At 66.1% G+C, this 21,775-nt stretch carries 21 protein-coding genes; 8 read left to right on the top strand and 13 right to left on the bottom strand.

Annotation, left to right across the window (positions count from 1 at the left end):
• Positions 1 to 31 precede the first annotated feature (31 nt).
• The 8 genes from nirJ to C4S70_RS12530 all read right to left on the bottom strand — a co-directional run bounded on the left by nirJ (position 32) and on the right by C4S70_RS12530 (position 7,265).
• Entirely contained in the window at positions 32 to 1,243 is a 1,212-nt protein-coding gene (nirJ, locus tag C4S70_RS12565) for a heme d1 biosynthesis radical SAM protein NirJ (RefSeq protein ID WP_104008460.1), read from the bottom strand.
• Positions 1,244 to 1,247: 4 nt separating this feature from the next.
• Positions 1,248 to 1,733 (bottom strand): siroheme decarboxylase subunit beta, encoded by a 486-nt coding sequence (gene ahbB / locus C4S70_RS12560; protein ID WP_104008459.1) that lies wholly within the window; start codon positions 1,731 to 1,733, stop codon positions 1,248 to 1,250.
• Positions 1,730 to 2,182: an Lrp/AsnC family transcriptional regulator gene (locus C4S70_RS12555; protein ID WP_104008458.1), complete on the bottom strand. Its 453-nt coding sequence runs from the start codon at positions 2,180 to 2,182 to the stop codon at positions 1,730 to 1,732. Before C4S70_RS12555 ends, ahbB (C4S70_RS12560) begins: the two co-directional genes overlap by 4 nt.
• Positions 2,179 to 3,171 (bottom strand): siroheme decarboxylase subunit beta, encoded by a 993-nt coding sequence (gene ahbB / locus C4S70_RS12550; RefSeq protein WP_104008457.1) that lies wholly within the window; start codon positions 3,169 to 3,171, stop codon positions 2,179 to 2,181. Before ahbB (C4S70_RS12550) ends, C4S70_RS12555 begins: the two co-directional genes overlap by 4 nt.
• A 3-nt stretch (positions 3,172 to 3,174) precedes the next feature.
• Complete coding sequence (locus C4S70_RS12545) at positions 3,175 to 4,362, bottom strand: cytochrome D1 domain-containing protein (RefSeq protein ID WP_104008456.1); 1,188 nt, start codon at positions 4,360 to 4,362, stop codon at positions 3,175 to 3,177.
• A complete protein-coding gene (locus C4S70_RS12540) occupies positions 4,359 to 4,661 on the bottom strand; it encodes a c-type cytochrome (protein WP_104008455.1) in 303 nt (100 codons plus the stop codon). Before C4S70_RS12540 ends, C4S70_RS12545 begins: the two co-directional genes overlap by 4 nt.
• Entirely contained in the window at positions 4,654 to 5,445 is a 792-nt protein-coding gene (gene cobA / locus C4S70_RS12535) for a uroporphyrinogen-III C-methyltransferase (protein ID WP_104008454.1), read from the bottom strand. Before cobA ends, C4S70_RS12540 begins: the two co-directional genes overlap by 8 nt.
• Positions 5,446 to 5,513: 68 nt before the next feature.
• Positions 5,514 to 7,265, bottom strand: coding sequence for a nitrite reductase (locus C4S70_RS12530; protein ID WP_104008453.1), 1,752 nt, complete (start codon positions 7,263 to 7,265; stop codon positions 5,514 to 5,516).
• A 112-nt stretch (positions 7,266 to 7,377) separates the two neighbouring features.
• Here C4S70_RS12530 and C4S70_RS12525 point away from each other — a divergent pair, with 112 nt between their 5' ends.
• Entirely contained in the window at positions 7,378 to 9,480 is a 2,103-nt protein-coding gene (locus tag C4S70_RS12525; RefSeq protein WP_104008452.1) for a NosR/NirI family protein, read from the top strand.
• Positions 9,477 to 10,685 carry an NnrS family protein gene (locus C4S70_RS12520; protein WP_104008451.1) on the top strand — a complete coding sequence of 403 codons (1,209 nt, stop codon included), beginning with the start codon at positions 9,477 to 9,479 and terminating at the stop codon, positions 10,683 to 10,685. Before C4S70_RS12525 ends, C4S70_RS12520 begins: the two co-directional genes overlap by 4 nt.
• Before the next feature lie 2 nt (positions 10,686 to 10,687).
• Here C4S70_RS12520 and C4S70_RS12515 read toward each other — a convergent pair whose 3' ends face one another.
• Complete coding sequence (locus tag C4S70_RS12515; protein WP_104008450.1) at positions 10,688 to 11,377, bottom strand: winged helix-turn-helix transcriptional regulator; 690 nt, start codon at positions 11,375 to 11,377, stop codon at positions 10,688 to 10,690.
• A 146-nt stretch (positions 11,378 to 11,523) separates the two neighbouring features.
• On the opposite strand from C4S70_RS12515, the gene C4S70_RS12510 reads away from it, so the two are divergent.
• From C4S70_RS12510 to C4S70_RS12500, 3 genes are all read left to right on the top strand, one after another.
• Positions 11,524 to 11,898 (top strand): group I truncated hemoglobin, encoded by a 375-nt coding sequence (locus tag C4S70_RS12510; RefSeq protein ID WP_104008449.1) that lies wholly within the window; start codon positions 11,524 to 11,526, stop codon positions 11,896 to 11,898.
• A gap of 93 nt (positions 11,899 to 11,991) precedes the next feature.
• Positions 11,992 to 12,621, top strand: coding sequence for a glutathione S-transferase family protein (locus tag C4S70_RS12505; protein WP_104008448.1), 630 nt, complete (start codon positions 11,992 to 11,994; stop codon positions 12,619 to 12,621).
• Positions 12,622 to 12,675: 54 nt separating this feature from the next.
• Positions 12,676 to 13,983 (top strand): NAD(P)/FAD-dependent oxidoreductase, encoded by a 1,308-nt coding sequence (locus C4S70_RS12500; RefSeq protein WP_104008447.1) that lies wholly within the window; start codon positions 12,676 to 12,678, stop codon positions 13,981 to 13,983.
• A gap of 39 nt (positions 13,984 to 14,022) precedes the next feature.
• On the opposite strand, the gene C4S70_RS12495 is transcribed toward C4S70_RS12500, so the two are convergent.
• The 3 genes from C4S70_RS12495 to ychF all read right to left on the bottom strand — a co-directional run bounded on the left by C4S70_RS12495 (position 14,023) and on the right by ychF (position 16,896).
• On the bottom strand, positions 14,023 to 14,715 hold the full coding sequence (locus C4S70_RS12495) for a metal-dependent hydrolase (RefSeq protein ID WP_104008446.1): 693 nt from the start codon (positions 14,713 to 14,715) through the stop codon (positions 14,023 to 14,025).
• A 334-nt stretch (positions 14,716 to 15,049) separates the two neighbouring features.
• Positions 15,050 to 15,679: a 50S ribosomal protein L25/general stress protein Ctc gene (locus C4S70_RS12490; protein ID WP_104008445.1), complete on the bottom strand. Its 630-nt coding sequence runs from the start codon at positions 15,677 to 15,679 to the stop codon at positions 15,050 to 15,052.
• Positions 15,680 to 15,798: 119 nt separating this feature from the next.
• The gene (gene ychF, locus C4S70_RS12485) at positions 15,799 to 16,896 is read right to left on the bottom strand and encodes a redox-regulated ATPase YchF (protein WP_104008444.1); all 1,098 of its coding nucleotides are present in this window, start codon (positions 16,894 to 16,896) and stop codon (positions 15,799 to 15,801) included.
• A gap of 304 nt (positions 16,897 to 17,200) precedes the next feature.
• On the opposite strand from ychF, the gene C4S70_RS12480 reads away from it, so the two are divergent.
• The 3 genes from C4S70_RS12480 (at position 17,201) to C4S70_RS12470 (ending at position 19,979) form a co-directional block, all read left to right on the top strand.
• Positions 17,201 to 17,701, top strand: a complete 501-nt coding sequence (locus tag C4S70_RS12480; RefSeq protein WP_104008443.1) for an acyloxyacyl hydrolase — start codon at positions 17,201 to 17,203, stop codon at positions 17,699 to 17,701.
• Between the two features lie 77 nt (positions 17,702 to 17,778).
• Positions 17,779 to 18,570, top strand: coding sequence for a tryptophan synthase subunit alpha (gene trpA / locus C4S70_RS12475; RefSeq protein ID WP_104008442.1), 792 nt, complete (start codon positions 17,779 to 17,781; stop codon positions 18,568 to 18,570).
• Positions 18,571 to 18,812: 242 nt separating this feature from the next.
• On the top strand, positions 18,813 to 19,979 hold the full coding sequence (locus tag C4S70_RS12470) for an alpha-hydroxy acid oxidase (RefSeq protein ID WP_104008525.1): 1,167 nt from the start codon (positions 18,813 to 18,815) through the stop codon (positions 19,977 to 19,979).
• Here C4S70_RS12470 and C4S70_RS12465 read toward each other — a convergent pair.
• Positions 19,957 to 21,729: a hydantoinase B/oxoprolinase family protein gene (locus C4S70_RS12465; protein ID WP_104008441.1), complete on the bottom strand. Its 1,773-nt coding sequence runs from the start codon at positions 21,727 to 21,729 to the stop codon at positions 19,957 to 19,959. The genes C4S70_RS12470 and C4S70_RS12465 overlap by 23 nt on opposite strands.
• Positions 21,730 to 21,775: the final 46 nt, after the last annotated feature.

Genomic DNA, 21,775 nt, shown 5'->3' with positions numbered 1-21,775 from the left:
CGCACTCTCGGCCCGCGCCTCCGTTTCGGTGTCAGAAAAACCGGTGAACCGGATCATGTCGCTTCCCCCGGAACGGCGCGATTTCCAGCCGCTCGGCCGCCTCCGCGCCGATCTCTTCATTGGTCAGATAGCAGGCCGGATCCTCGGCCCAGGGATCGCCGGTCAGCTGCAGCGCCCGGATCCGCGTGTTGCCCCCGCAGATCTCGCGCAGCCGGCAGGCCCCGCAGCGCCCCTTGAGCGGCCGGGGCCGGGTGCGCAGAAGCGCCAGCATCGGGTCGTCTCCGGTCCAGAGCTCGGAAAACGGGCGCGTCTTGACGTTGCCCACGGTGTAATCCGACCAGTAGGTGTCGGGATGGACCCGGCCCAGAAAGTCGATATTGGCCACCCCGAGCCCCGAGGAGTTGCCGCCCCAGGCCGCCAGATGCGCGCGCAGATTGGCGATGATGTCGGACGCGAACCGCGCCTCAGCCCATTGCAGGAAATAGCCCGCATCGGCATCGTTGTTGCCGGTCACGATATCCAGCCGCCGCCCACCGGAGACCGCCTCCCAGGCGCGCTCCAGCAGCAGATCCATCGCATGGCGGGTGCGGGCGCGTTCGGCGTCCTCGCCCCGGTTCTTGTCGCCGCGCCCGGCATAGACCAGATGGCTGAGATAGAACTTGTCCACCCCTTCGTCATCGCACAGCGCCAACAGGTCCGGCAGGTTGTGGGCGTTGCCTTCGGTCAGAGTGAACCGCAGCCCCACCTTGACCCCGCGCGCCTTCAATTCCCGCACCCCGCGCAGCGCGTCGGCAAAGGCGCCATCGACGCCGCGGAACCAGTCGTTGGTCTGCCCGATCCCGTCGATCGAGATGCCGACATAGTCAAAGCCCACCTCGGCCACGCGGTCGGCCACCGCTCCGTGGATTTTCGTGCCGTTGGTGCTGAGCGCCAGCACCCGCACCAGCTGCCGCGCCCGTTCGGCGATCTGGAACAGGTCGCGCCGGTCGAGCGGCTCCCCGCCCGAGAGGATCAGGGCCGGGACGCGAAATTGGCCCAGATCCTCCAGGGTCTCCATGGCTTGCTCGTGCGAAAGCTCACCGGGGAAATCGACATCCGCCGACACCGTGTAACAGTGCCGGCATTTCAGGTTGCAGCGGCGGGTGAGGTTCCAGATCACCACCGGCTTGATCGGTCCGTCGCCCCGGCGGCGCACCGGGGTCGGGGTGGCCAGTTGCTGCATGTAGTCCGTCAGGCGGAACATGGTATCAGCCTTTCCGGCGGAGCCGCAGCCCCGTCTTTTTCAAAATCCGCGTGGAATAGAGGATGTCATGGGCGCGGCAGGCCCCGCCAAGCAGGTCGGCAATCCGCGCGCGTTTCTCCTCGACCTCGTCGCGGTTGCTCCCGTGCACCATGGCAAACAGGTTGTAGGGCCAGTCGGGCAGCGCGCGGGGGCGTTCATAGCAATGGGTGACAAAGGGCAGGGCGCCCACCAGGGCCCCCAGTTCCGCCACCTGCGCGTCATCCACGTCCCAGACGGTCATGCCGTTGGCCACCATCCCCAGCCGGTAATGGTTCGGCGCGGCGGCGATGCGGCGAATGATCCCGCGCGCCTTCATCGCCTTTAGGCGGTCGATCAGGGCGGCTTCGTCCATCCCCAGTTCGGCTGCCACCTGCGCGTAGGGCGCGGCCACCAGCGGCAGCCCGCCCTGAAGGGCGGCGACGATGTCCCGATCTGTCCGGTCCAGTTTCATGCGGCGACCCGAAAGCCAATGTAGAACTCTTGCAGTTTCGGGAAACGATGGACCGTCAGCCCGGTTTCCCGCTCGATCGCCTCGGCTGCGGCTTCGATCCCCTCGGGCGTTTCGGTCGCCAGAACGAACCACATGTTCAGCCGATGCGCCCGTTCATAATTGTGCGCGACTTCGGGCATCGCATTGACTTTGGTCAGGACGGTTTCGAAATCGGCCCGCGGAACCGCCATCGCGCACAGGCAGAACGCGCCGCCCATCGCGGCGGCGTCGAAGAACGGCCCGAACCGTGTGATGATCCCGGCCTGCTTCATCCGGTGCAGCCGCGCCAGCACCTCTGCCTCGCCGATGCCCAGCCGCCCGGCCAGCGCGGCAAAGGGGCGGTGGGTCAGCGGCAGATCCTCCTGCGCCGCGTTCAGAATCGCCCGGTCCAGATCGTCCAGCCCGCTCATGCCGCCGCCTCCGGTTTCACCGAGATCAGCGCGCCGGTCTGCTTGAAGCAGCGGGTCGAGAACAGCACCTTGTGCGGCGCCTCGCGCAGAACCGGCAGGGCGCGGGCGCGGTCGAGCACCTCGCGGGCCTCGTTCCGGGAGCGGGCGTGGATCATGTTGAACAGCCGGTAGGGCCAGACGCCGGCCACCGGCGCGCGTTCATAGCACAGTGTTACGCCCGGAAGCGCCGCCAGCGCCGGGCCGGCTTCGTCCACCTCATCCGGCGTCAGATCCCAGGCGACCATGGCGTTGGCGCTCCAGCCCAGGGCGCGGTGGCGGACGATCACCCCCAGCCGGGTGATGATGCCCGCGCCCAGCAGAACCTCGGTCCGCTCCATCACCTCGGTTTCGAAACGGGCAAGCCGGTCGCCCAGCGCGGCGAAGGGACGGGGACGGATGGCCAGACCGCGGGTCAGCTGCTGCAGGATCTGCCGGTCGCCCGGGCGCATCACCGACACGTCTACCGGGCGCGGCGCGGGCGGTTTGCCGGGGCCGCCGGACATGCGAAAGCCCAGATCCACGTTGAACGGACGCACCAGCGGCAGATCCAGCACCTCCAGCCCCGTCAGCACCCGGATCGAGGCCAGCGTGGCATCGACATGATCGCGGTCGGGGCCGGTGGCGACGAACCATATGTTCCAGTCGTCCTCGCGCTGGTAGCTGTGGTTGACCCCGTCCTGCGCGCTGATGATCCGCGCCACCGCGTCGATCCGTTTTTCCGGCGCGGACACGGCGGCCAGCGTGCTGGCGGAAACGGTGTTGGGCGCGCAGGTCGCACCCACCCGCGTCACCCGTCCCGCCTGTTTCATCCGCGCCAGCCGGTCGATCACCTCGGCTTCGGGGATGCCCAGTTCCTGCGCGATCACCGCAAAGGGGCGTTCGCAGACCGGCAAATCACGCTGCCAGTCGTCCAGAAGCCTGCGGTCGATGGGGTCTGCGACGATCTTCATCGGTCAAAGTCCCGTCCTGTGGGCGCGCGCGGTGAAGAAGATGCCCGACGGGCTCTGCGCGTCGATTTCCGCCCGTTTCTCGAAGGTGCGGGTGTCGTAGATCATGACCTTTCCGGCATCGCGCACGCTGATCCAGACCTCGTGCCCGCGCGGGGTGAATTCCATGTGCAGCACCGCCGGGCCGGGGGTGAACTGGTGGATCACCTCCTTCGTCACCGTGTCGATCACCTGCACCGTGTCGTTCAGCGGATGGGCGAAGTTGACCCAGACCTGCCGCCCGTCGGGCCGCGCCATGGCAAAGACCGGCTGGCCATGGGTCGGCGTGCACCCGGTCTCGCGGAAACTGCGGGCATCCATCCACAGAACCTCGTGATGGCCCACGGCGGGCAGCACGAATTCGTCGCCGGTCAGCGCCCAGCCTTCGAGATGCGGCATCTTGTAGACCGGCATTCTCCGTTCGCCGCGCCCGTAATGGGGCAGCACGCGGACGGGTTTCGGGTCGTCCTGCCACAGGTCCAGCGCGGTCAGACCATCCTCGCCGAACAATCCGGTGATGTAGGTGCGGCCGTTGGCGGTGATGAGCCCGTCATAGGGGTTCTTGCCGATGCCGGTGATCTTGCGAATGCGCGGGTCCGGCCCCGAGAAATCCGCAATCCATGTTTCGCCCGTGTCCCAGGTGGTGAAGACGAACCGCCGCCCCGGCGCGTCCACCAGCCCGATGGTCTTGGCCCCGGTGGGGATGTCGGCGATCATCTCCAGCGTGTCGGCGTCGAAGACCCGCACGCCGCCGGGTTCGTAATTCGACACCGCGACCAGCCGACCGTCGTCCGAGATCGCCCCACCGATCGAATTGCCGCCCTGCACCACACGCGCGGCGATGGTCCGTTCGACGATATCCACCTTGGTCAGCCCGCCGTCGCGGCCAAAGACATAGGCAAAGCGTTCGTCTGGCGAATAGACCATCGAGGCATGGCTGAGATCGCCCAGGCCTTCGATCCGGGCCAGTGCGGCGCGGTCGGACTGGTCGATCAGCAGCAACGAGCCGGTGGCGCGCTCCACCACCAGCCCCAGATCGCCGGTGGCGCGGATGCGCGGGCCGGTCGTTTCGGCGCGGGTTGCATTGGCGGCGGCGGGCAGCGCGGCAGCCCCGGCCGTCAGGGTCAGGAATCGGCGGCGAGAGGTCAGGGTCATGGGCGCTCTCCCTTCAGCAGGTAGTTTGCGATCCAGTCGGCCTCCATTTCGGTCAGCAGCGGCCGCCAGGGCGGCATCGCGGTCTCGGGGATGCCGTCAAGGATCACCTCGCGCAGCACCTCGGCATCGTAATGCGCGAGCGACTGCGGGCGAATGTCTGGCCCCAGTCCGCCCTTCAGCGTCAGGCCGTGGCAGGAGCCGCAATCCTGCACCACCAGCCGCTCGAGCTCCTCGGGTGCGCGGTCGCCCCCGGCCAGCGCGGCGCCGGCCATGAACAGCCATGCCAGCAGGCTACGCATGGGCGGCCACCCTGGGCGCCGCGGCCAGATCGGCGGCGACCGCCGCCGTGGGCATGTCGGCATAAAGCGACACGACCTGGCCGATGATGAACAGCACGGGCGCGGCCATTTCGGCCTGCCGGATGTCGGCGGCGATGCGGTCGAGCCGCGACACCAGCCGGCGTTCCTGGGGGGTGGTGGCCCGGGCGACCGCCAGAACGGGGGTGCTTTCCGGCAGCCCCTCGGTCATCAGCCCCATCGCGATCTGGCCGATATTGGCCACGCCCATGTAGACCACCAGCGTCATGTCGGGATCGGCGAGCCGCTTCCAGTCCAGATCGAGCCCGCGCCCTGCCTGGCGGTGGCCGGTCACATATTGCACCCCCGTCGCCAGTCCGCGATGCGTGAGCGGCACGCCGGTGGCGCAGGCCGCCCCCTGGGCCGCGGTGATGCCGGGGGCGTATTCGACGGCGATGCCGTTCGCCATCAGATGGGCGGCCTCTTCCGAGCCGCGGCCGAATATAAGTGGATCACCACCCTTGAGCCGCGCCACGACATGCCCGGCGCGCGCCTCTTCCAGCAGGATTTCGTTGATCCGCTCCTGTGGGACGGGGTGAAAGGTCGGCGCCTTGCCCACCGAAATCATGCGTGCGCGATCCGGCGACAGGGCGAGAATTTCGTCGGATACCAGCCGGTCATGCACCACAACGTCGGCCGTTTGCAGCATTCGCACCGCACGAAGGGTCAGAAGTTCGGGGGCGCCCGGTCCGGCGCCGATCAGAAAGACTTTGCCCGGCTTGGTCATGGCTGGTTCCTCTGGGTGAAGTCCGGGGGAAAGGGCGGGCCGGGTCGTGCCGGCCCGCCGAGAGGACATCAGTAGACGTCGTTCCGGGTGTTGTAGACGTTGAACTTGCCGGTCGGGGTAATCAGGCGCTCGTCCTTGATCACCGCCTTCAGCTTAAGCGTCTTGTCGTCCACCACGACGATCGCGCTGGGCAGATCCTTGCCGTTCCAGACCGAGAACCAGATCTCGTTGCCGGCCTTGTTGAACTCGCCTTGCACCACGCGCGGCTGGCCTTCGGTGATGCCGGACCATTCGACGATCGGCAGCGTCACGAATTCCGGTTCTTCCTGGTTCAGCTCGTCGATCTTGAACACCGCAACCGAGCCCGAAATTTCTGCGTCCGGGTTCAGCGGCGCATCGACATAGAGATGGTTGGATTCGGGGTGCGACTTCACGAACAGCGACCCGCCGCCCAGCGCATAGAGCGTCTGCACCACCTTCCAGGCGTGATCGGGATGCCCTTCGGGGTCGGTGCCGATCAGCGCCACGGTTTCGTCGCCCAGGTGCGAGGTCGCCCAGACGGGGCCGTATTTGGGGTGCACAATGTTGGCGCCCCGGCCCGGGTGCGGCGTCTGCCCGCCGGTTTCGATCAACGCGGTCAGCTTGCCTTCCTTGGTGTCCACCACCGCGACCTTGCCGCGGGCGTTGGCAGCGACCAGGAAATACCGCTTGGTGCTGTCGAACCCGCCGTCATGCAGGAAACGCTCGGCCTCGATCTCGGTGACCTTCAGGTTCTTGATGTCCGAATAGTCCACCAGAAGGATCTTGCCGGTTTCCTTGACGTTGATGATGAATTCCGGCCGATAGTGCGACGCCACGATCGAGGCGACCCGCGGTTCGGGGTGATAGGACTGTTCGTCGTAGATCATGCCGCGGGTGGACTTGATCTTGAGCGGCTCCAGCGTGTCGCCGTCCATGATCACGTATTGCGGTGGCCAGTAGGAGCCCGCGACCGCATACCTGTCGTCCCAGCCGTCCATCTTCGAGGTCTCGATCGACCGCGCCTCGGTGCCGATCTTGATCTGAGCGACCGTGGCGGGGGTTTCCATCCACAGGTCGATCATGTTCACCAGCCCGTCGCGGCCCACGGTGAACAGATAGCGGCCCGATTTCGACAGGCGGCTGATATGCACCGCATAGCCGGTGTCGATGATGGCCTTGATTTCATAGGACGACCCGTCGATCAGCGCCACCTGGCCGCTGTCGCGCAGCGTGACCGAGAAGAGGTTGTCGATGTCGATGTCGTTCATCTTCTTGGTCGGCCGGTCCTCGGGCGGCACGATCAGCTTCCAGCTCTCGCGCATCTCGGCCATGCCGAATTCCGGCGGCTGCGCGGGATCCAGCAGGATGTAGCGCGCCATGATATCGACTTCTTCCTCGGTCAATTCGCCCGAGGTGCCCCAGTTCGGCATGCCGGCGGGCGAGCCATAGGTGATGAAGTCGCGCAGGTACTCATACCCGTTCTCGCGGGTGATGTCTGGTGTCAGCGGCTTGCCGGTCGCACCCTTGCGCAGAACGCCGTGGCAGCCCGCGCAGCGTTCAAAGTAGATCTTGTTCGCGGTGTCGTATTCCTCCTGCGTCATCACCGGATCGTCCGGCTTGCGGCCGGGGATCTCGATCTTCAACTGGCCCAGTGTGCTCATGCTGGGTTCATAGGCCGCGGCGGGTGTGTCGCCGTGGTCCTTGGGTTTGTCCTGCGCCATCGCGGGGACGACCGCGCCGATGGCCAGGGCCGTGCTCGTCAAAAGCAGTGCTCTGCGAATGGCTGTGATTGGTTTCATAACGGGAACTCCGTTGAGCTGGTGAGGCAAGCGCAGTCCTTGCATCCTGGCGCCCGCGTTTCCTTGACTTTCGTTAAGGCGCGCAGACGGCATCCGGGCCTATGCCGGGTCCATGAAACGCCTGTTCGCGCCGATCTTGGCGGTCGCCCTGGCGGCGTCCTTCGTCGTGTCGATCCATCCGGCCGCGGCGGAGGTCCCGGTGCGCCCCGGTTTCGAAGAGACCATCGCCGCTGCCGCCCCCGATCCGGGTCTGGCGGCGCGGCTGTTCGGCGTATCGGGACCGGTGACGGTGGAGCGCACCGAAGGCGACGCGCCGGGCTGGGCCGTCACCGGGGCCGGCGGCGCGGTGCTTGGTCATATCGGGTCGAGCTGGGAACTGTCTCGGTCGGTCGGCTATTCCGGCCGGCCGATCGACATTCTCGTGGCGGTGGATCCGTCCGCCCATATCGTGGGCGCAAGGCTGATGCGCCAGAACGAGCCGATCCTGTCGCTGGGCATCTCGGACGAGGACATCGCTCGATTCGTCGAAGGTTTCGCCGGGGGGGACCTGACCCGCCCGCTGGAAACCGCCGCTCTGGCCGAGGCCGGGGCGCCCGACATCATTTCGCGCGCGACCGTTTCGACCGGGGTGATCCGCGATTCGATTCTGCGCACGGGTCGGATATTGGCGCTGTCGCGGGGGCTTCTCTCGGGGGGGCGGATCGAGCGTCTGGCCTTCGCCCCCCACAGCTGGGCCGAACTGGCCGGGATGGGCGCGATCCGGTCGCGCGCGGTGACCATGACCGAGGCCGCGCAGGCACTGGCCGGGGCCGACACGCCGCCAGAACCGGGCGCGGGGTATTTCATCGACCTGCATGTGGCGGTTCTGGACCCGCCCGAGATCGGCCGCAACATCCTGGGCCAGCAGGCCTACACCCGCGCGGTGGGCGCGCTGCCAGCGGGCAAGGTGGCACTGTTCGTCGCCTCGCGCGGGCTCTATTCCCATCGCGGGCTGAACTGGCGGCGGTCTGGTGTCTTCGACCTGATCGCGGTGGTGCAGGACGGCCGGCGCTATTCCCTCACGAAAGAGGGGTATACGCGCATTGACAGGCTGGCGCTGAAGGATGCGCCCGATTTCAAGGAACGCAGCGTCTTCCAGCTGGGCGGCGAGGGCTTCGACCCCGCCGCGCCCTTCCGGGTCGAAGTGACCGCGACCCGAAAGGCCGGAGACGGCGAGGTGTCGATGGTGATCGGGGTGGATTACCGGCTGCCGGAGAAGTTTCTCAAACCCCTGCCGCCCGAGCCTCTGCCGCTGTGGGAGCGGGTCTGGGCGCAGAAATGGCCCGCCGTCGCCGTGGCCCTGACCATGCAGGGCGCTTTGACCCTGCTGTTCCTTTTCCAGGGCGCGGTGGTCAGGCGGCGCAAGCTGTGGATGGGGTTCCGCATCGGCTTTCTGACTCTGACGCTCTTCGTTCTGGGCTGGGGGCTGGGCGGCCAGCTTTCGGTGGTTCAGGTCGTGGCCTTCGTCCAGTCGCTGCTGACCGGGTTCCATTGGGAAACCTTCCTGATGGAGCCGGTGATCTTCGTGCTCTGGAGCGGCGTCGCGCTGGGGCTGCTGTTCTGGGGGCGGGGCGTCTATTGCGGCTGGCTGTGCCCGTTCGGGGCCTTGCAGGAACTCACCAACCTGATCGCTCGGCGGTTCGGCGTGAAGCAGGTCGAGGTGCCCCATGCCATCCATGAACGGCTGTGGATCATCAAATATACGCTGTTCATCCTGATCCTCGGCCTGTCCTTCTATTCGATGGTCGACGCGCTGTTGCTGGCCGAGGCCGAACCGTTCAAGACCGCGATCACCATGCGCATGCTGCGCGCCTGGCCCTTCGTTCTGTTCGTGCTGGCGCTGCTGGTGGCGGGGCTGTTCATCGAACGGTTCTATTGCCGCTACATCTGCCCGCTGGGTGCGGCTTTGGCGATTCCGGCAAAGCTCAAGATCTTCGACTGGCTGGACCGGCGCCCGCAATGCGGCCGCGAATGCCGGCTGTGCGAGCAGAAATGCACGGTGGGCGCGATCGACCCGCTGGGACGGATCAACCCCAACGAATGCGTGCTGTGCCTGCGGTGTCAGGTGATCTTCAACGACGAAAAGACCTGCCCCACGCTGATGCGGCGCGCCCGTGCCCGCAAGGCGCAGGCCGAGATGGCCGCGAAACAGGCTGCAAAAGAGGCGACCCCATGATCGAGACGGTCCAGCGCATTTTGTCCCAAGGGTTCCGGGTGTTTTTCCTTGCCGCCGGGCTGTTCGGCGCCTTCACCGGCATCGTCTGGGGGCTTTGGCTGGGGATCCACGCCGCCGGCGGCATGTGGTATGATCTGCCTTTTGCCATGGCGCCGCATCTGTGGCACGGGCACGAGATGATCTTCGGCTATGCCACGGCGGCGCTGGGCGGGTTCTTCCTGACCGCCGTGCCGAACTGGACCGGCGGGCCGGGGGCGCGGACGGCCTTCATAACGACGGCCGCCGGTCTGTGGCTCATCGGGCGCGCCGCGATGTGGTATTCCGTCGCGCTGCCGCCGGTCCTGGTCGCGGTGGCCGATCTTGCCTTCATCCCCATCCTGGCCGCCAAGATCGCGGTGCAGCTGTCGCGCCGGCCCAAGCCGCAGAACGTGATGTTCCTGGCCTTCCTCGCGCTTCTGTGGGTGGCGAATCTGATGGTGCATCTGGAATGGATCGGTGTGACCGGCGACACCGCCGTCGCCGGGTTGCGCGCGGGACTGCTGACGCTGGCGGCGCTGATCTCCACGCTGGGCGGGCGGATCACCCCGGCCTTTACCCGCAACGCCATGAAACGCGCGGGCGAGCCCGAAGCGGCCTGGCCGGCAACCGTGACGTCGCTGGAGCGCGCCGCGCTGTTCCTGTCGCTGCTGTTACCGTTGACGGTGATGGCCGAACTGCCCGACGCGGTGCCCGGCACGGTGGCGCTGGTGCTGGGCATCGTCCACGCCGTGCGGCTGTCGCGCTGGCGGGGGGGCTGGGCGCTGCGCCAGCCGATCCTGATTGCGCTGCATCTGGGCTTTGGCATGCTGGCGCTTGGGATGGCGCTGTGGGGGCTCGCCGGGCTGGGGTTGGGCAGCGAGGTCGCCGCGCTGCACGTCCTGGGCATCGGCGCGGTGGGCGGCATGACGCTGGCGGTGATGAGCCGCGCGGGTCTGGGCCATACCGGCCGCGACCTGGTCGCGCCGGGGCCGGTCGCGGCCGCCTATTGGCTGATGGCCGCCGCCACCGTTCTGCGCTGGGCCGGCTCTTCGGGGCCGGGCGCGTGGTATTTCCCGCTGATGCTGGGCGCGATCACGCTGTGGACGGCGGCCTTCACGCTCTACCTGGTGGCGATGTGGCCGGTTCTGACCGGCCCCCGCGTGGATGCGCAGGCCACGCAGACCTAGCTTCAGTTCACCCGCTTCTTTTCCACCGCGAAGGGGCTGAGCCCCAGCCAGTCCTGCATGGTGCGCGCGATTCCGCGGTCGCCGTCGAACCGGATCCGGTCGGCTTCGCGGCGCGGCGTGGTCAGCCCCATCCAGATCGCCGTCATGGTGCGCAGATCGGTCGAGACATAAAGATCCACGTCGAACCCCGGATGCGACCAGCACAGATCCACGGCGCCTTCGGGCTCGATCACCAGCCACCAGGCGCGTTTCGACCTGGGCTGGTCGGCAAAGTCGAACTCGACCACGACCCGGCGGTCGGGCAGGGGGGACGGGTTCATGTTCCGCCGCATGTCCCACATCAGAAGCGACGGGTCGAGATTCTTCAGCGATGGCTCGGATTCCACCCAGCGCTGCCCCCAGATGCCCATCGCCTCGACCACCGGACGCAGATCGCGGCCCGCCTCGGTCAGGTGGTATTCGGGCGCGCCGGGCCGGTCGGCGGCTTCGATGCGGCGCAGGATCCCGGCCTCTTCCAGCTGCTTCAGCCGCCGCGACAGCAGTGAAGGCGACATCTTCGGCACGCCGCGGCGCAGATCGTTGAACCGGGTCGAACCCGCCAGCAGTTCGCGCAGCAGGACCATGGTCCAGCGCGAACAAAGGATCTCGGCGGCCATCGCCACCGGGCAGAACTGCTTGTAACCGGGTTCCATGCAAGACCTCACTGGTGACGCCGGGCCGGGGCGTGCGCACCGGCCGATACAACTATTGAACTATCGCGAAAGCGGGCCGCTGGCTAGGCTTGGGGTTCATCGGCGGCCCGCCCCGCGCGCCCGCCCCGTTTCAGGAGGACCAACCAATGGCACAAATTCTTTATCAGCGGCTCGGCGAAATCGACGGCATCCGCAAGCTCGTGGATGACGTGGTGGAGGCGCATATGCACAATCCGGTCATCCAGGCGCGGTTCCTGCCCTACCGCGACCGGCCCGAGGATCTGGCGAACGCCAAGAAGCACCTCACCGATTTCTTTGCCGCCGGCGCGGGCGGGCCGATCGACTATACCGGGCGCAGTCTGCTGGACGCCCATCGCGGCATGAACATCAGCGCCGGCGAATACATGGCCGCGACCGATGACATCATGGATCAGCTGGAAAGGCACGGCATCGACGAAGAGACGCGCAAGGACGTCCTGGTGATCGCCTTCGCGCTCAAGGACGAAATCATCGCCGTCTGACGGTCGTGACCTTGCGTCACGCGCAAAAGGGCTGGGCGCGGCGCGGTGGTCCTGTCTATCGTTCCCCCAGAGGACGAAACGACAGGACCGCTCATGTTTTTCTACGACTGTTCCACCGCGCCCAACCCCCGCCGCGCCCGCATGTTCATCGCCGAAAAGGGGCTGGAGATCGAAAGCCGCGATATCTCGATGATCAAGGGCGAACAACTCAGCCCCGAGTTTCTGAAGATCAATCCGCGCGGCACGATTCCGGTTCTCATCACCGACGAGGGCAATGTGCTGACCGAAAATGTCGGCATCGCAGCCTATCTGGAGGAAATCTGCCCTGAACCGCCGCTGCTGGGACGCACTCCGGACGAACGGGGCATGGTTTTCAACTGGAACGCCGTGGTCGAACAGCAGGGCGGGCTGCCGATCGCCGAGGCCTTCCGAAACTCGCACCCGGCGATGAAGGGCCGCGCCGTCACGGGGCCGGTCAATTTCGACCAGATCCCCGAACTGGCCGAGCGCGCCTTCCGGCGGATCGACCTGTTCTTCGATCTGATCGAGGATCGTCTGCAGCAAAGCGAATACCTGGCCGGCGACTTCTTTTCGCTGGCCGACATCACCGCCTTCGTGATGATCGAATTCGCCCGCGTCGTGAAACGCCGCATTCCCGAAGAGAACGCCGCCAGCCAGCGCTGGCACGCCGCGATCAAGGCTCGACCCAGCGCCTCGGCCTGATCATCGGCCCGTGAGGCGCGGGCGCCTTGCCGACGTGAATGAGGGAGACCGGACATGAGCCAAACCGCTGACGCCATCATCATCGGCACCGGGGTGATCGGTGCCGCCGTGGCCTTTGAACTGGCGAAAAAGGGGTGGAAGACGCTTTCGCTCGATCGCAACGCCCAGGTGGGGCACGGGTCCACCGCGGGCAGTTGCGCGATCATCCGCATGCACTATTCCACCTTCGACGGCACGGCCTTCGCCTGGGAGGGCTACCATTACTGGCGCGACTGGGCCGAATATCTCGGTCTGCCGGCGGGCGCGAACCTGGCGCGGTTCCGGCAGACCGGATGTCTGGTGATGAAGACCCCCGCCAACGGCATGCTGGAAAGGCACATGGCCTTCAGCGCCGATCTGGGCTGTCCCTTCGAGGAATGGGACGCCGCGCGGATTGTCGAGCGCCTGCCGATCTATTCGCTCGACAGTTTCGCTCCGGCACGGCGGCTGGATGACCCGGATTTCGGCAAGCCCAATGGCGGGCGGATCGAGGGCGCGGTGTTCTGGCCGCTGGCGGGCTACGTCACCGACCCGGCGCTTTCGGCGCAGAACCTGATGGATGCCGCGCGGGCGCACGGGGCAAGGGTTCGCACCGGCGCGGCGGTGGTGGAGATCCTGCAGTCGGGTGGCCGGGCGCAGGGCGTGAAACTGGCCGGCGGCGAGGAGCTGCACGCGCCCGTGGTGGTGAACGTGGCGGGGCCGGGGTCATCCATCGTCAACCGCATGGCCGGTGTCACGGGCGACATGACCATCGAAACCCGCCCCCTGCGGCAGGAGGTGGTCCATATTCCTGCACCGGACGGGTTTGACTTCGAAACCCGCGGCACCATCGTTTCGGACAGCGATATCGCCTGCTACTGCCGTCCCGAGCAGGGCAACCACATCCTTGTCGGGAGCGAGGATCCCGAATGCGACCCGCATATGTGGGTCGAGGACGACATCCATTTCGACCGCAACTTTACCGCGCAATGGACGACGCAGGCCATGCGCTATGGCCAGCGGGTGCCGGGCCTCGGCATCCCGTCAAGAATGCGCGGGGTGGTGGACCTTTACGACGCCTCCACCGACTGGATTCCGATCTACGACAAGTCGTCTCTGCCCGGGTTCTACATGGCCTGCGGCACCAGCGGAAACCAGTTCAAGAACGCGCCGATCGCCGGAAAACTGATGGCCGCGCTGATCGAATATTGCGAGAACGGCACCGATCACGACACCACGCCGATGCCGTTCAAGCTGCCCCATATCGGACGGACCATCGATGCGGGGTTCTATTCGCGAAAACGGCCGGTGAACGAGGACTCGAGCTTTTCGGTGCTGGGCTGACCGCCCGCGTGGCGGCCCCCGGGGGGGCACCGCCGTTGCTCAGATCTCCACCGCGCCCATCACCTCGGGCGTGCGCACGTCCACGCCCGGCAGGCCGGCGCGCAGCTCGTCTGCCGTCTGCGCGAGGATCGGGAAGGTGCGGTAATGGCCGGGGATCACGACCTTGAAGTCGAAATATTTCCTGGCGGCCCAGGCGGCCTTGGCCATGTCCATGGTGAAATACCCCCCGCAGGCGAGGATGCCGATATCCGGTTTGTAATACTCGCCGAACCACGCCATGTCGGCCATGATGTCGGTATCGCCGGAATGATAGATCATGTGCCCTTCGGCGGCGATCATGAACCCGCATTCGGTGCCGCCGTATTTCGGCCCGTCCGCGCCGCCGAAGCTGGAAGAATGCACCGCGTTGACCATGCTGACGGCAACGCCGTTCAGATCCACCGTGCCGCCCTTGTTGAACCCGATCGTCTCGACCCCTTCGGTTTCGCCCCAATGGCTCATGACGTCATACTGCCCCACCAGTGGCGCGCCCAGTTTCTTCGACAGCGCGATCACGTCGGCCGCATGGTCGAAATGCGCGTGGGTCAGCAGAATATGCGTCCCGCCCGCAACGGCCTCGTCATGCCTGTCCTCGGGCAGCGCCGGGTTGCCGGTCAGCCAGGGATCGATCAGCAGAACCTGACCCGCCGCCTCGATCCGGAAACTTCCATGCCCAAGCCAGATGATCTTCATGTCTTCCTCCTTCGTGTTTTGTCCGAACCTAGACCAGGATGCGATCCTGCGAAACGGGTCAGGACGGCAAGGATCGACGGAAGCCGACCGGCGGCCTCGCCCCGGCTTCTTCATCTTGCCTGAAATACTCCGGGGAGCGCGAGGGGCAGAGCACCTCGCAACACCGACTTGCGCGCCGCCTTCGCAACGGGCAGAGCATTTCGCATCTCTCACCGCCCCCCCTCCGGCGCAGATCTGGCAATTCGCCAAGGAAAAACCCCGCCGCAACGCGACGGGGTTCTCGATTGGGCCAACCGGAAGTTCCCGGTATCGCACATCACATGCGTGACGGCGGTTACTCCTCGGCAGCGGCCTCGGCCTCTTCGCCCTCTTCCTCTTCCTCGGACGAGCGCAGGCCGGACGGCGCCGACACCGTGGCAATCACGAAATCGCGGTCGATCGTCGGCTTGGTGCCCTTGGGCAGGTCCACCATCGAGATGGTGACCGAATCGCCGATGTTCAGGCCGGTCAGGTCGACGGTGATCTTCTCGGGAATGTCGCCGGCGGTTACGACCAGTTCGACCTCGGGCCGGACGACGGTCAGAACGCCGCCCTTCTTGATGCCGGGGGCGGCTTCTTCGTTCACGAAATCGACCGGAATGAACAGGTTGATCTTCGAGGTGCGGCGCAGGCGCATGAAATCGACGTGGATCGGCAGATCCTTCACCACGTCGCGCTGCACGTCGCGGCAGATCACGCGGACGTCGTCATGGCCGTCAACCTTGAGGTTGAACAGGGTGGACTTGAACCGCCCGGCCTTGAGGTGCTTCATCAGCGCGTTGAACGGAATCTTGATCGGAAGCGGATCGGTGTCGCCGCCGAAAACGATGCCCGGAACCGTGCCTTCGCGGCGTGCCTGACGAGCGGCGCCCTTGCCTGTCCCCGTCCGTTCCAGGGCCACGAGATCAGGAATCTCTTTAGCCATCTTGGTATCTCCATGTAAGGGCAGGGTGCCTCCAAGGCTGTCACCCCGCGTGAAGCTGCGCATATAGACGAGTCTCTTGCGCTTGAAAAGAGCGGTTTTCCCGCCCCTGTTTCGCGCGGTCAGGTGTTGAACAGGAAATGCATCACGTCGCCGTCCTGCACGATGTAGGACTTGCCTTCCGACCGCATCTTGCCGGCCTCCTTCGCGCCCTGTTCGCCGCCGCAGGCCACGAAATCGTCGTAGGAAATCGTTTCCGCCCGGATGAACCCCTTTTCAAAGTCGCCATGGATCACGCCGGCCGCCTTGGGCGCGGTCGTGCCCTTCTTGATGGTCCAGGCGCGCGCCTCCTTGGGGCCCACGGTGAAATAGGTCTCGAGCTGGAGCAGCTCGTAGCCCGCGCGGATCAGACGATCGAGCCCGGCCTCGTGCAGCCCCAGTTCCTCGAGGAACATCTGCGCCTCGTCGGGGTCGAGCTGGCTGATTTCCTCCTCGATCTTCGCCGAGATCACCACATGGGCGTTGCCTTGGGCCGCGGCCATTTCCGCGACCTTGCGGGAATGTTCGTTGCCGGTGGCCGCGTCTTCCTCGCTGACGTTGCAGACGTAGAGCACCGGCTTGGTGGTCAGCAGTTGCAGGTTCTTCCAGGCGCGGGCGTCTTCGTCCTCGATCTCGACGGTGCGGGCGGGCTTGCCGTCTTCCAGCGCGGCCTGCGCGGCCTTGAGAAGCCGCTCCTGCTGCACCGCCTCCTTGTCGCCGCCGCGCACCTTGCGGCTGAGGTTCTGCAGCCGCTTTTCGATGCTTTCCAGATCGGCCAGCATCAGTTCGGTCTCGATGGTTTCGGCATCGGCCACCGGATCGACGCGGCCCTCCACATGGGTCACGTCGCCATCCTCGAAGCATCGCAGGACATGGGCGATCGCGTCCACCTCGCGAATGTTGTGCAGGAACTGGTTGCCCAGACCCTCACCCTTGGAGGCGCCTTTGACCAGCCCCGCGATATCGACAAAGGTCATCCGGGTGGGGATGATCTGTTTCGATCCAGCGATCTCGGCCAGCTTGTCGAGCCGCGCATCCGGCACCGCGACCTCGCCCACATTGGGCTCGATGGTGCAGAACGGAAAATTCGCGGCCTGCGCGGCGGCCGTCCTGGTCAGAGCGTTGAACAGCGTGGACTTGCCCACGTTGGGAAGCCCGACGATACCCATTCTGAAACCCATGGTCCTGTCCTTTCCGGGTGGCGACGGCGCATGTATGTAAGGCGGCGGGGCGGGGTCAACCCCCGCCACGGTCCGCATGACCGGGCCAGGGCAGAAAAATGCGCTGCCGTCGGCGAAAGGGCAGGTTGGGGATCCGGCGCGTTCTTCCGTCATGTTCGGCATCGGATTCGAACCGGATTTCCAAGGACGCGGCGCGTCAATTTCCCGTGCGTCGGGTATTTTGCGGCACTGCCGGCTTGAACCGTTGGCCGATCTGTCCAAATTCTGTGCAGAATTGGCCAAATAAAACCGAACGAGGCGGCACATGGCAGGAAAACTGATCCGCAGGTTCGTATCCGCGCTGGCGATGACGATCATGGCGGCGCCGGTCGCGGCGCAGCAATGGGTCGTAGGCGCCGGGTGGTCGGACTACAGCTACGCGCGGGCAGACGATTCGATCATCGGCACCTTCGAATATCATGCCGCGCCATTCTATGTCGGCGCCAACGCCGAGGCCGGCTGGGCCCTGAGCGGTGAAGTGACCGGGGCGGGTGACGGTTTTGTCGGAGGCGGTGCCTATCTGACCTACGATCTGGGCCCGGCATGGTTTCTGGAGGCTAGCGTGATGCCCGGCGCCTTTTTCGAGAAACCTCCGGTCAACGATCTTGGCAGCACCTTCGAGATCCGCAGTCTGCTGGGGCTGGGATATCGTTTCGGGAACGGTTCGGCCCTGTCGCTGGCCGTGTCGCACAAGTCGAACGCGAGCACCTCCAACTTCAATCCGGGCGCGAACTCGATCTTTCTGCGTTGGCACTGGGGGATGTAGGGCGGTTCGGCGGCGCGCGGGATTGATTTCCCCTTCGACTTTGGGCACATCGGACGGGAAACAGTGAAAGGCCCGCCATGACCCGCATCGACGCGAAATTCGCCGAACTCAAGGCCGCCGGAAAAAAGGCGTTCGTCGCCTATGTGATGGCGGGCGATCCGGACTACGATACCTCGCTTGAGATCGTGAAGGGCCTGCCGGGTGCGGGTGTGGACATCATCGAACTGGGCATCCCGTTCACCGATCCGATGGCGGACGGGCCGACCATCCAGGCGGCGGGGCAACGGGCGCTCGAAGCCGGGCAGACGCTGCAGAAGACGCTCGACATGGCGGCCGAATTCCGCAAGGGCGACGACAGCACGCCGATCGTGATGATGGGCTATTACAACCCGATCTATAACCGCGGCGTGGACAGGTTCCTGGCCGATGCCAAGGCTGTCGGCGTGGACGGGCTGATCGTGGTGGACCTGCCGCCGGAGGAGGATGACGAGCTGTGCATCCCGGCGCGGGATGCGGGGCTGAATTTCATCCGGCTGGCGACGCCGACGACCGACGACAAGCGCCTGCCGAAGGTGCTGCAGAATACTTCGGGCTTTGTCTACTACGTCTCGATCACCGGTATCACCGGCGCGGGCGAGGCGCAGGCCGCCGACGTTGCCCCCGAGGTGGCGCGGATCAAGGCAAGGACCGACCTGCCGGTGGTCGTGGGCTTTGGCATCAACACCCCCGACAAGGCCCGCGCCATCGCCGGGATCGCCGATGGTGCGGTCGTGGGGTCGGCCATCGTCGCGCGGATCGGGCAGGGGGAGCCTGTGGACGAGGTTCTGGATTTCGTGCGCGGGCTGGCCGAGGGGGCGCATTCGGCCTGAGAGCGCGTGGCGGAACGCCGCCTGGCGGCGGCGTGCCTCCGGCGGGAGTATTTCGGGCAAGATGAAGCAGCGGGGCGCGGCTGCGCCGCGGCGGGCAGGGGGCTGGCCGTCGGGGACAAGATTGGGTGCGCCGTCTCTGACGGAGTCCGCTGGCGCAGTCGAGGCACGAAAAAGTGCTGCATTGCGGGGCAGGCCCTGTATTGGTAATGCATCCTTACCAATACAGCCGGGAATCGCCCAAAATGACCGTCATTACCTGCATCGAAGACCTCAAGCGTCTCTACGAACGCCGCGTGCCGCGGATGTTCTATGACTATGCCGAAAGCGGCAGCTGGACCGAGCAGACCTTTCGCGACAATGTGCGCGACTATCAGGACATCCGCCTGCGCCAGCGCGTCGCCGTTGACATGACCGGGCGCAGCACCGCGACGCAGATGGCAGGGCAGGACGTGGCGATGCCGGTGGCGCTGGCACCGGTGGGGCTGACGGGGATGCAGCATGCCGATGGCGAGATCAAGGCGGCGCTGGCTGCGCGCGATTTCGGGGTTCCCTTCACGCTGTCCACCATGTCGATCAACTCGATCGAGGAAGTGGCTGAGGCCACCCGCGCGCCCTTCTGGTTCCAGCTCTACACGATGAAGGACACCGATTTCACCTCGCGCCTGATCCAGCGGGCCAAGGACGCGGGGTGTTCGGCGCTGGTCATCACGCTGGATCTGCAGATCCTCGGGCAGCGCCACAAGGATCTCAAGAACGGCCTTTCGGCGCCGCCCAAGCTGACGCCGAAAACCATCGCCAACCTGATGACCAAGTGGCGCTGGGGTATCGAGATGCTGGGCGCGAAACGGCGCAATTTCGGCAACATCGTCGGCCATGTTCAGGGGATTTCCGACGCGACCTCGCTGGGCACCTGGACTGCGGAACAGTTCGATCCCTCGCTCGACTGGTCCAAGGTCGAAAAGCTGATGGAGCAATGGGGCGGCAAGGTGATCCTCAAGGGCATTCTCGACCCCGAGGATGCGAAGATGGCGGCCAGGCTGGGCGCCGACGCGATCGTGGTGTCGAACCACGGCGGGCGCCAGCTCGATGGCGCGCTGAGCTCCATTCGCATGCTGCCGCCGATCCTGGATGCGGTGGGGGGTGACATCGAGGTGCATATCGACGGCGGTATCCGCACCGGGCAGGACGTGCTCAAGGCCGTCGCGCTGGGCGCGCGCGGCACCTATATCGGCCGCGCCTTCGTCTATGGGTTGGGGGCAATGGGGCAGGCCGGCGTGACCAAGGCGCTGGAAATTCTGCACCGCGAACTGGACCTGACCATGGCCTTCTGCGGCGAGCGGCGGGTGACCGATCTGGGCCGCCACAACCTGCTGATCCCCGAGGATTTCAGCGGCCGCTGGCAGGACTGACCGCGGCCTGCGCCCGCGCGCGCAGGGCGGCGGTTTCGGCTTCGTCCACGTGCGGCGGCTCGCCGGTGATCGCAACGCCGAACAGGTCGCGTGCCTGATCGGGGGTGTAGCGTTCCAGCCGAACGTCCTCCAGCACCGCCTCGGGCGGGCGCGTGAACGGATCGCCATAGCCGCCGCCGCCGGGCGTCTGCACCCGCACGCGGTCGCCCGCCTTCAGGGGGATGTCCTGTTCCTTGGACAGATGCGCGGGCGTGTATGGTTTGCCCGATTGCCAGACCGTCACCCGGTTCGGTGCCCCGTCGCGCCCGCCCAGCGCCCCTTGCGGGCCGAAGCGTCCATGATCCATGACGAAGCTGGCCCGCGCCGCGCCCCGGCGCAGCTCCACCTCGTAATCAAGCCCGAACCCGCCGCGATGCCGCCCTGCGCCGCCCGATCCTTCATGCAACGCGTAACGGCGATACAGCACCGGGAACTGCTGTTCCATGATCTCAATCGGAGGCGCCTTGGAAATGCCGATGGTGGAACAGCCGTTGGACAACCCGTCATGGTCGGCATTTCCGCCGTAGCCGCCGCCCGAGATCTGATACATAACATAGTCCCGCCCCTGCGCCGGATCATGCCCGCCCAGCGCGAAATTGCCGCTGGTGCCGGCTGGCGCGGCGGTGACGCGGTCGGGCAGCGGTTCGACCAGCGCGGCAAACACCGCCTCGGCGATGCGCTGGGACACTTCCGCCGCGCAGCCCGACACCGGGCGGGGGTATTGCGCGTCAAGAAACGTGCCCTCGATCCCCGTGACATGCAGCGGCTCGAACGCGCCGGCGCTGATCGGCACTTCGGGAAAGATGTGCCGCATGGCCAGATAGACCGACGAAAGCGTCGTCGCCCGGACCGAGTTCATCGGCCCGGCACAGGGCGGTGACGAGCCCGCAAAGTCGAAGGTCAGGCCATCACCGTTCTTCGTGACGGTCAGCCGTATCGCCAGCGGTTCGTTCACAACGCCGTCGCTGTCCACCCAGGCGGTCGAACTGTAACTGCCATCGGGAATCTCGGCGATGAATGCCCGCATCTGCACCGCCGCCCGCTGGCGCAGCTCGGCAATGGCCTCGCTCACAGTGTCGTCGCCATAGCGATCCAGCAGCGCGTTGAGCCGCGCCTCGCCCACCAACAGCGCGGCGGCCTGCGCCTTGACGTCGCCGATGCGCTGTTCGGCCACGCGAATGTTGGACGAGATGATCGCCATGATCTCGGGATCCAGCCGTCCCTGCTTGAACAGCCGCACCGGCGGCAGGCGCAACCCTTCCTGCTCCACCGCCGTGGCCGATGCAGAGAACCCCCCCGGCACCGCCCCGCCCGTGTCGGGCCAGTGTCCGGTATTGGACAGCCAGCAATAAAGCTCGCCCTTGCGATAGAATGGCCGGGCAAAGCGTACGTCCATCAGATGCGTGCCCCCCAGATAGGGGTCGTTGACGATATAGATGTCGTCGGGCTGCGGCTCGGCGGCGCGACCGTCGCGGATCATCTCGATCAGGCTGCGCGTCGAATACTGCATGGTGCCAACGAACACCGGCAACCCGCCCGCCCCCTGCGCGATCAGCGACCCGTCCTCGGCCGAATAAATGCCGTCGGACCGGTCATTCGCCTCGGCGATCACCGGAGAAAAGGCGGCGCGCGAGAAACTCAGGTCCATCTCGTCGCAGACCTGCTGCAATCCCGCCTGAATCACCGTCAACGTGATCGGATCAAGGCTCATGCCCTCTCCTCCCCGCGAACCCCCTGCTCCTTCATCTTGCCGAAAA

Source organism: Jhaorihella thermophila (assembly GCF_900108275.1).
In the GTDB taxonomy this organism is placed as follows: Bacteria; Pseudomonadota; Alphaproteobacteria; order Rhodobacterales; family Rhodobacteraceae; genus Jhaorihella; species Jhaorihella thermophila.
This window is presented reverse-complemented; position numbering and strand designations above follow the sequence as displayed.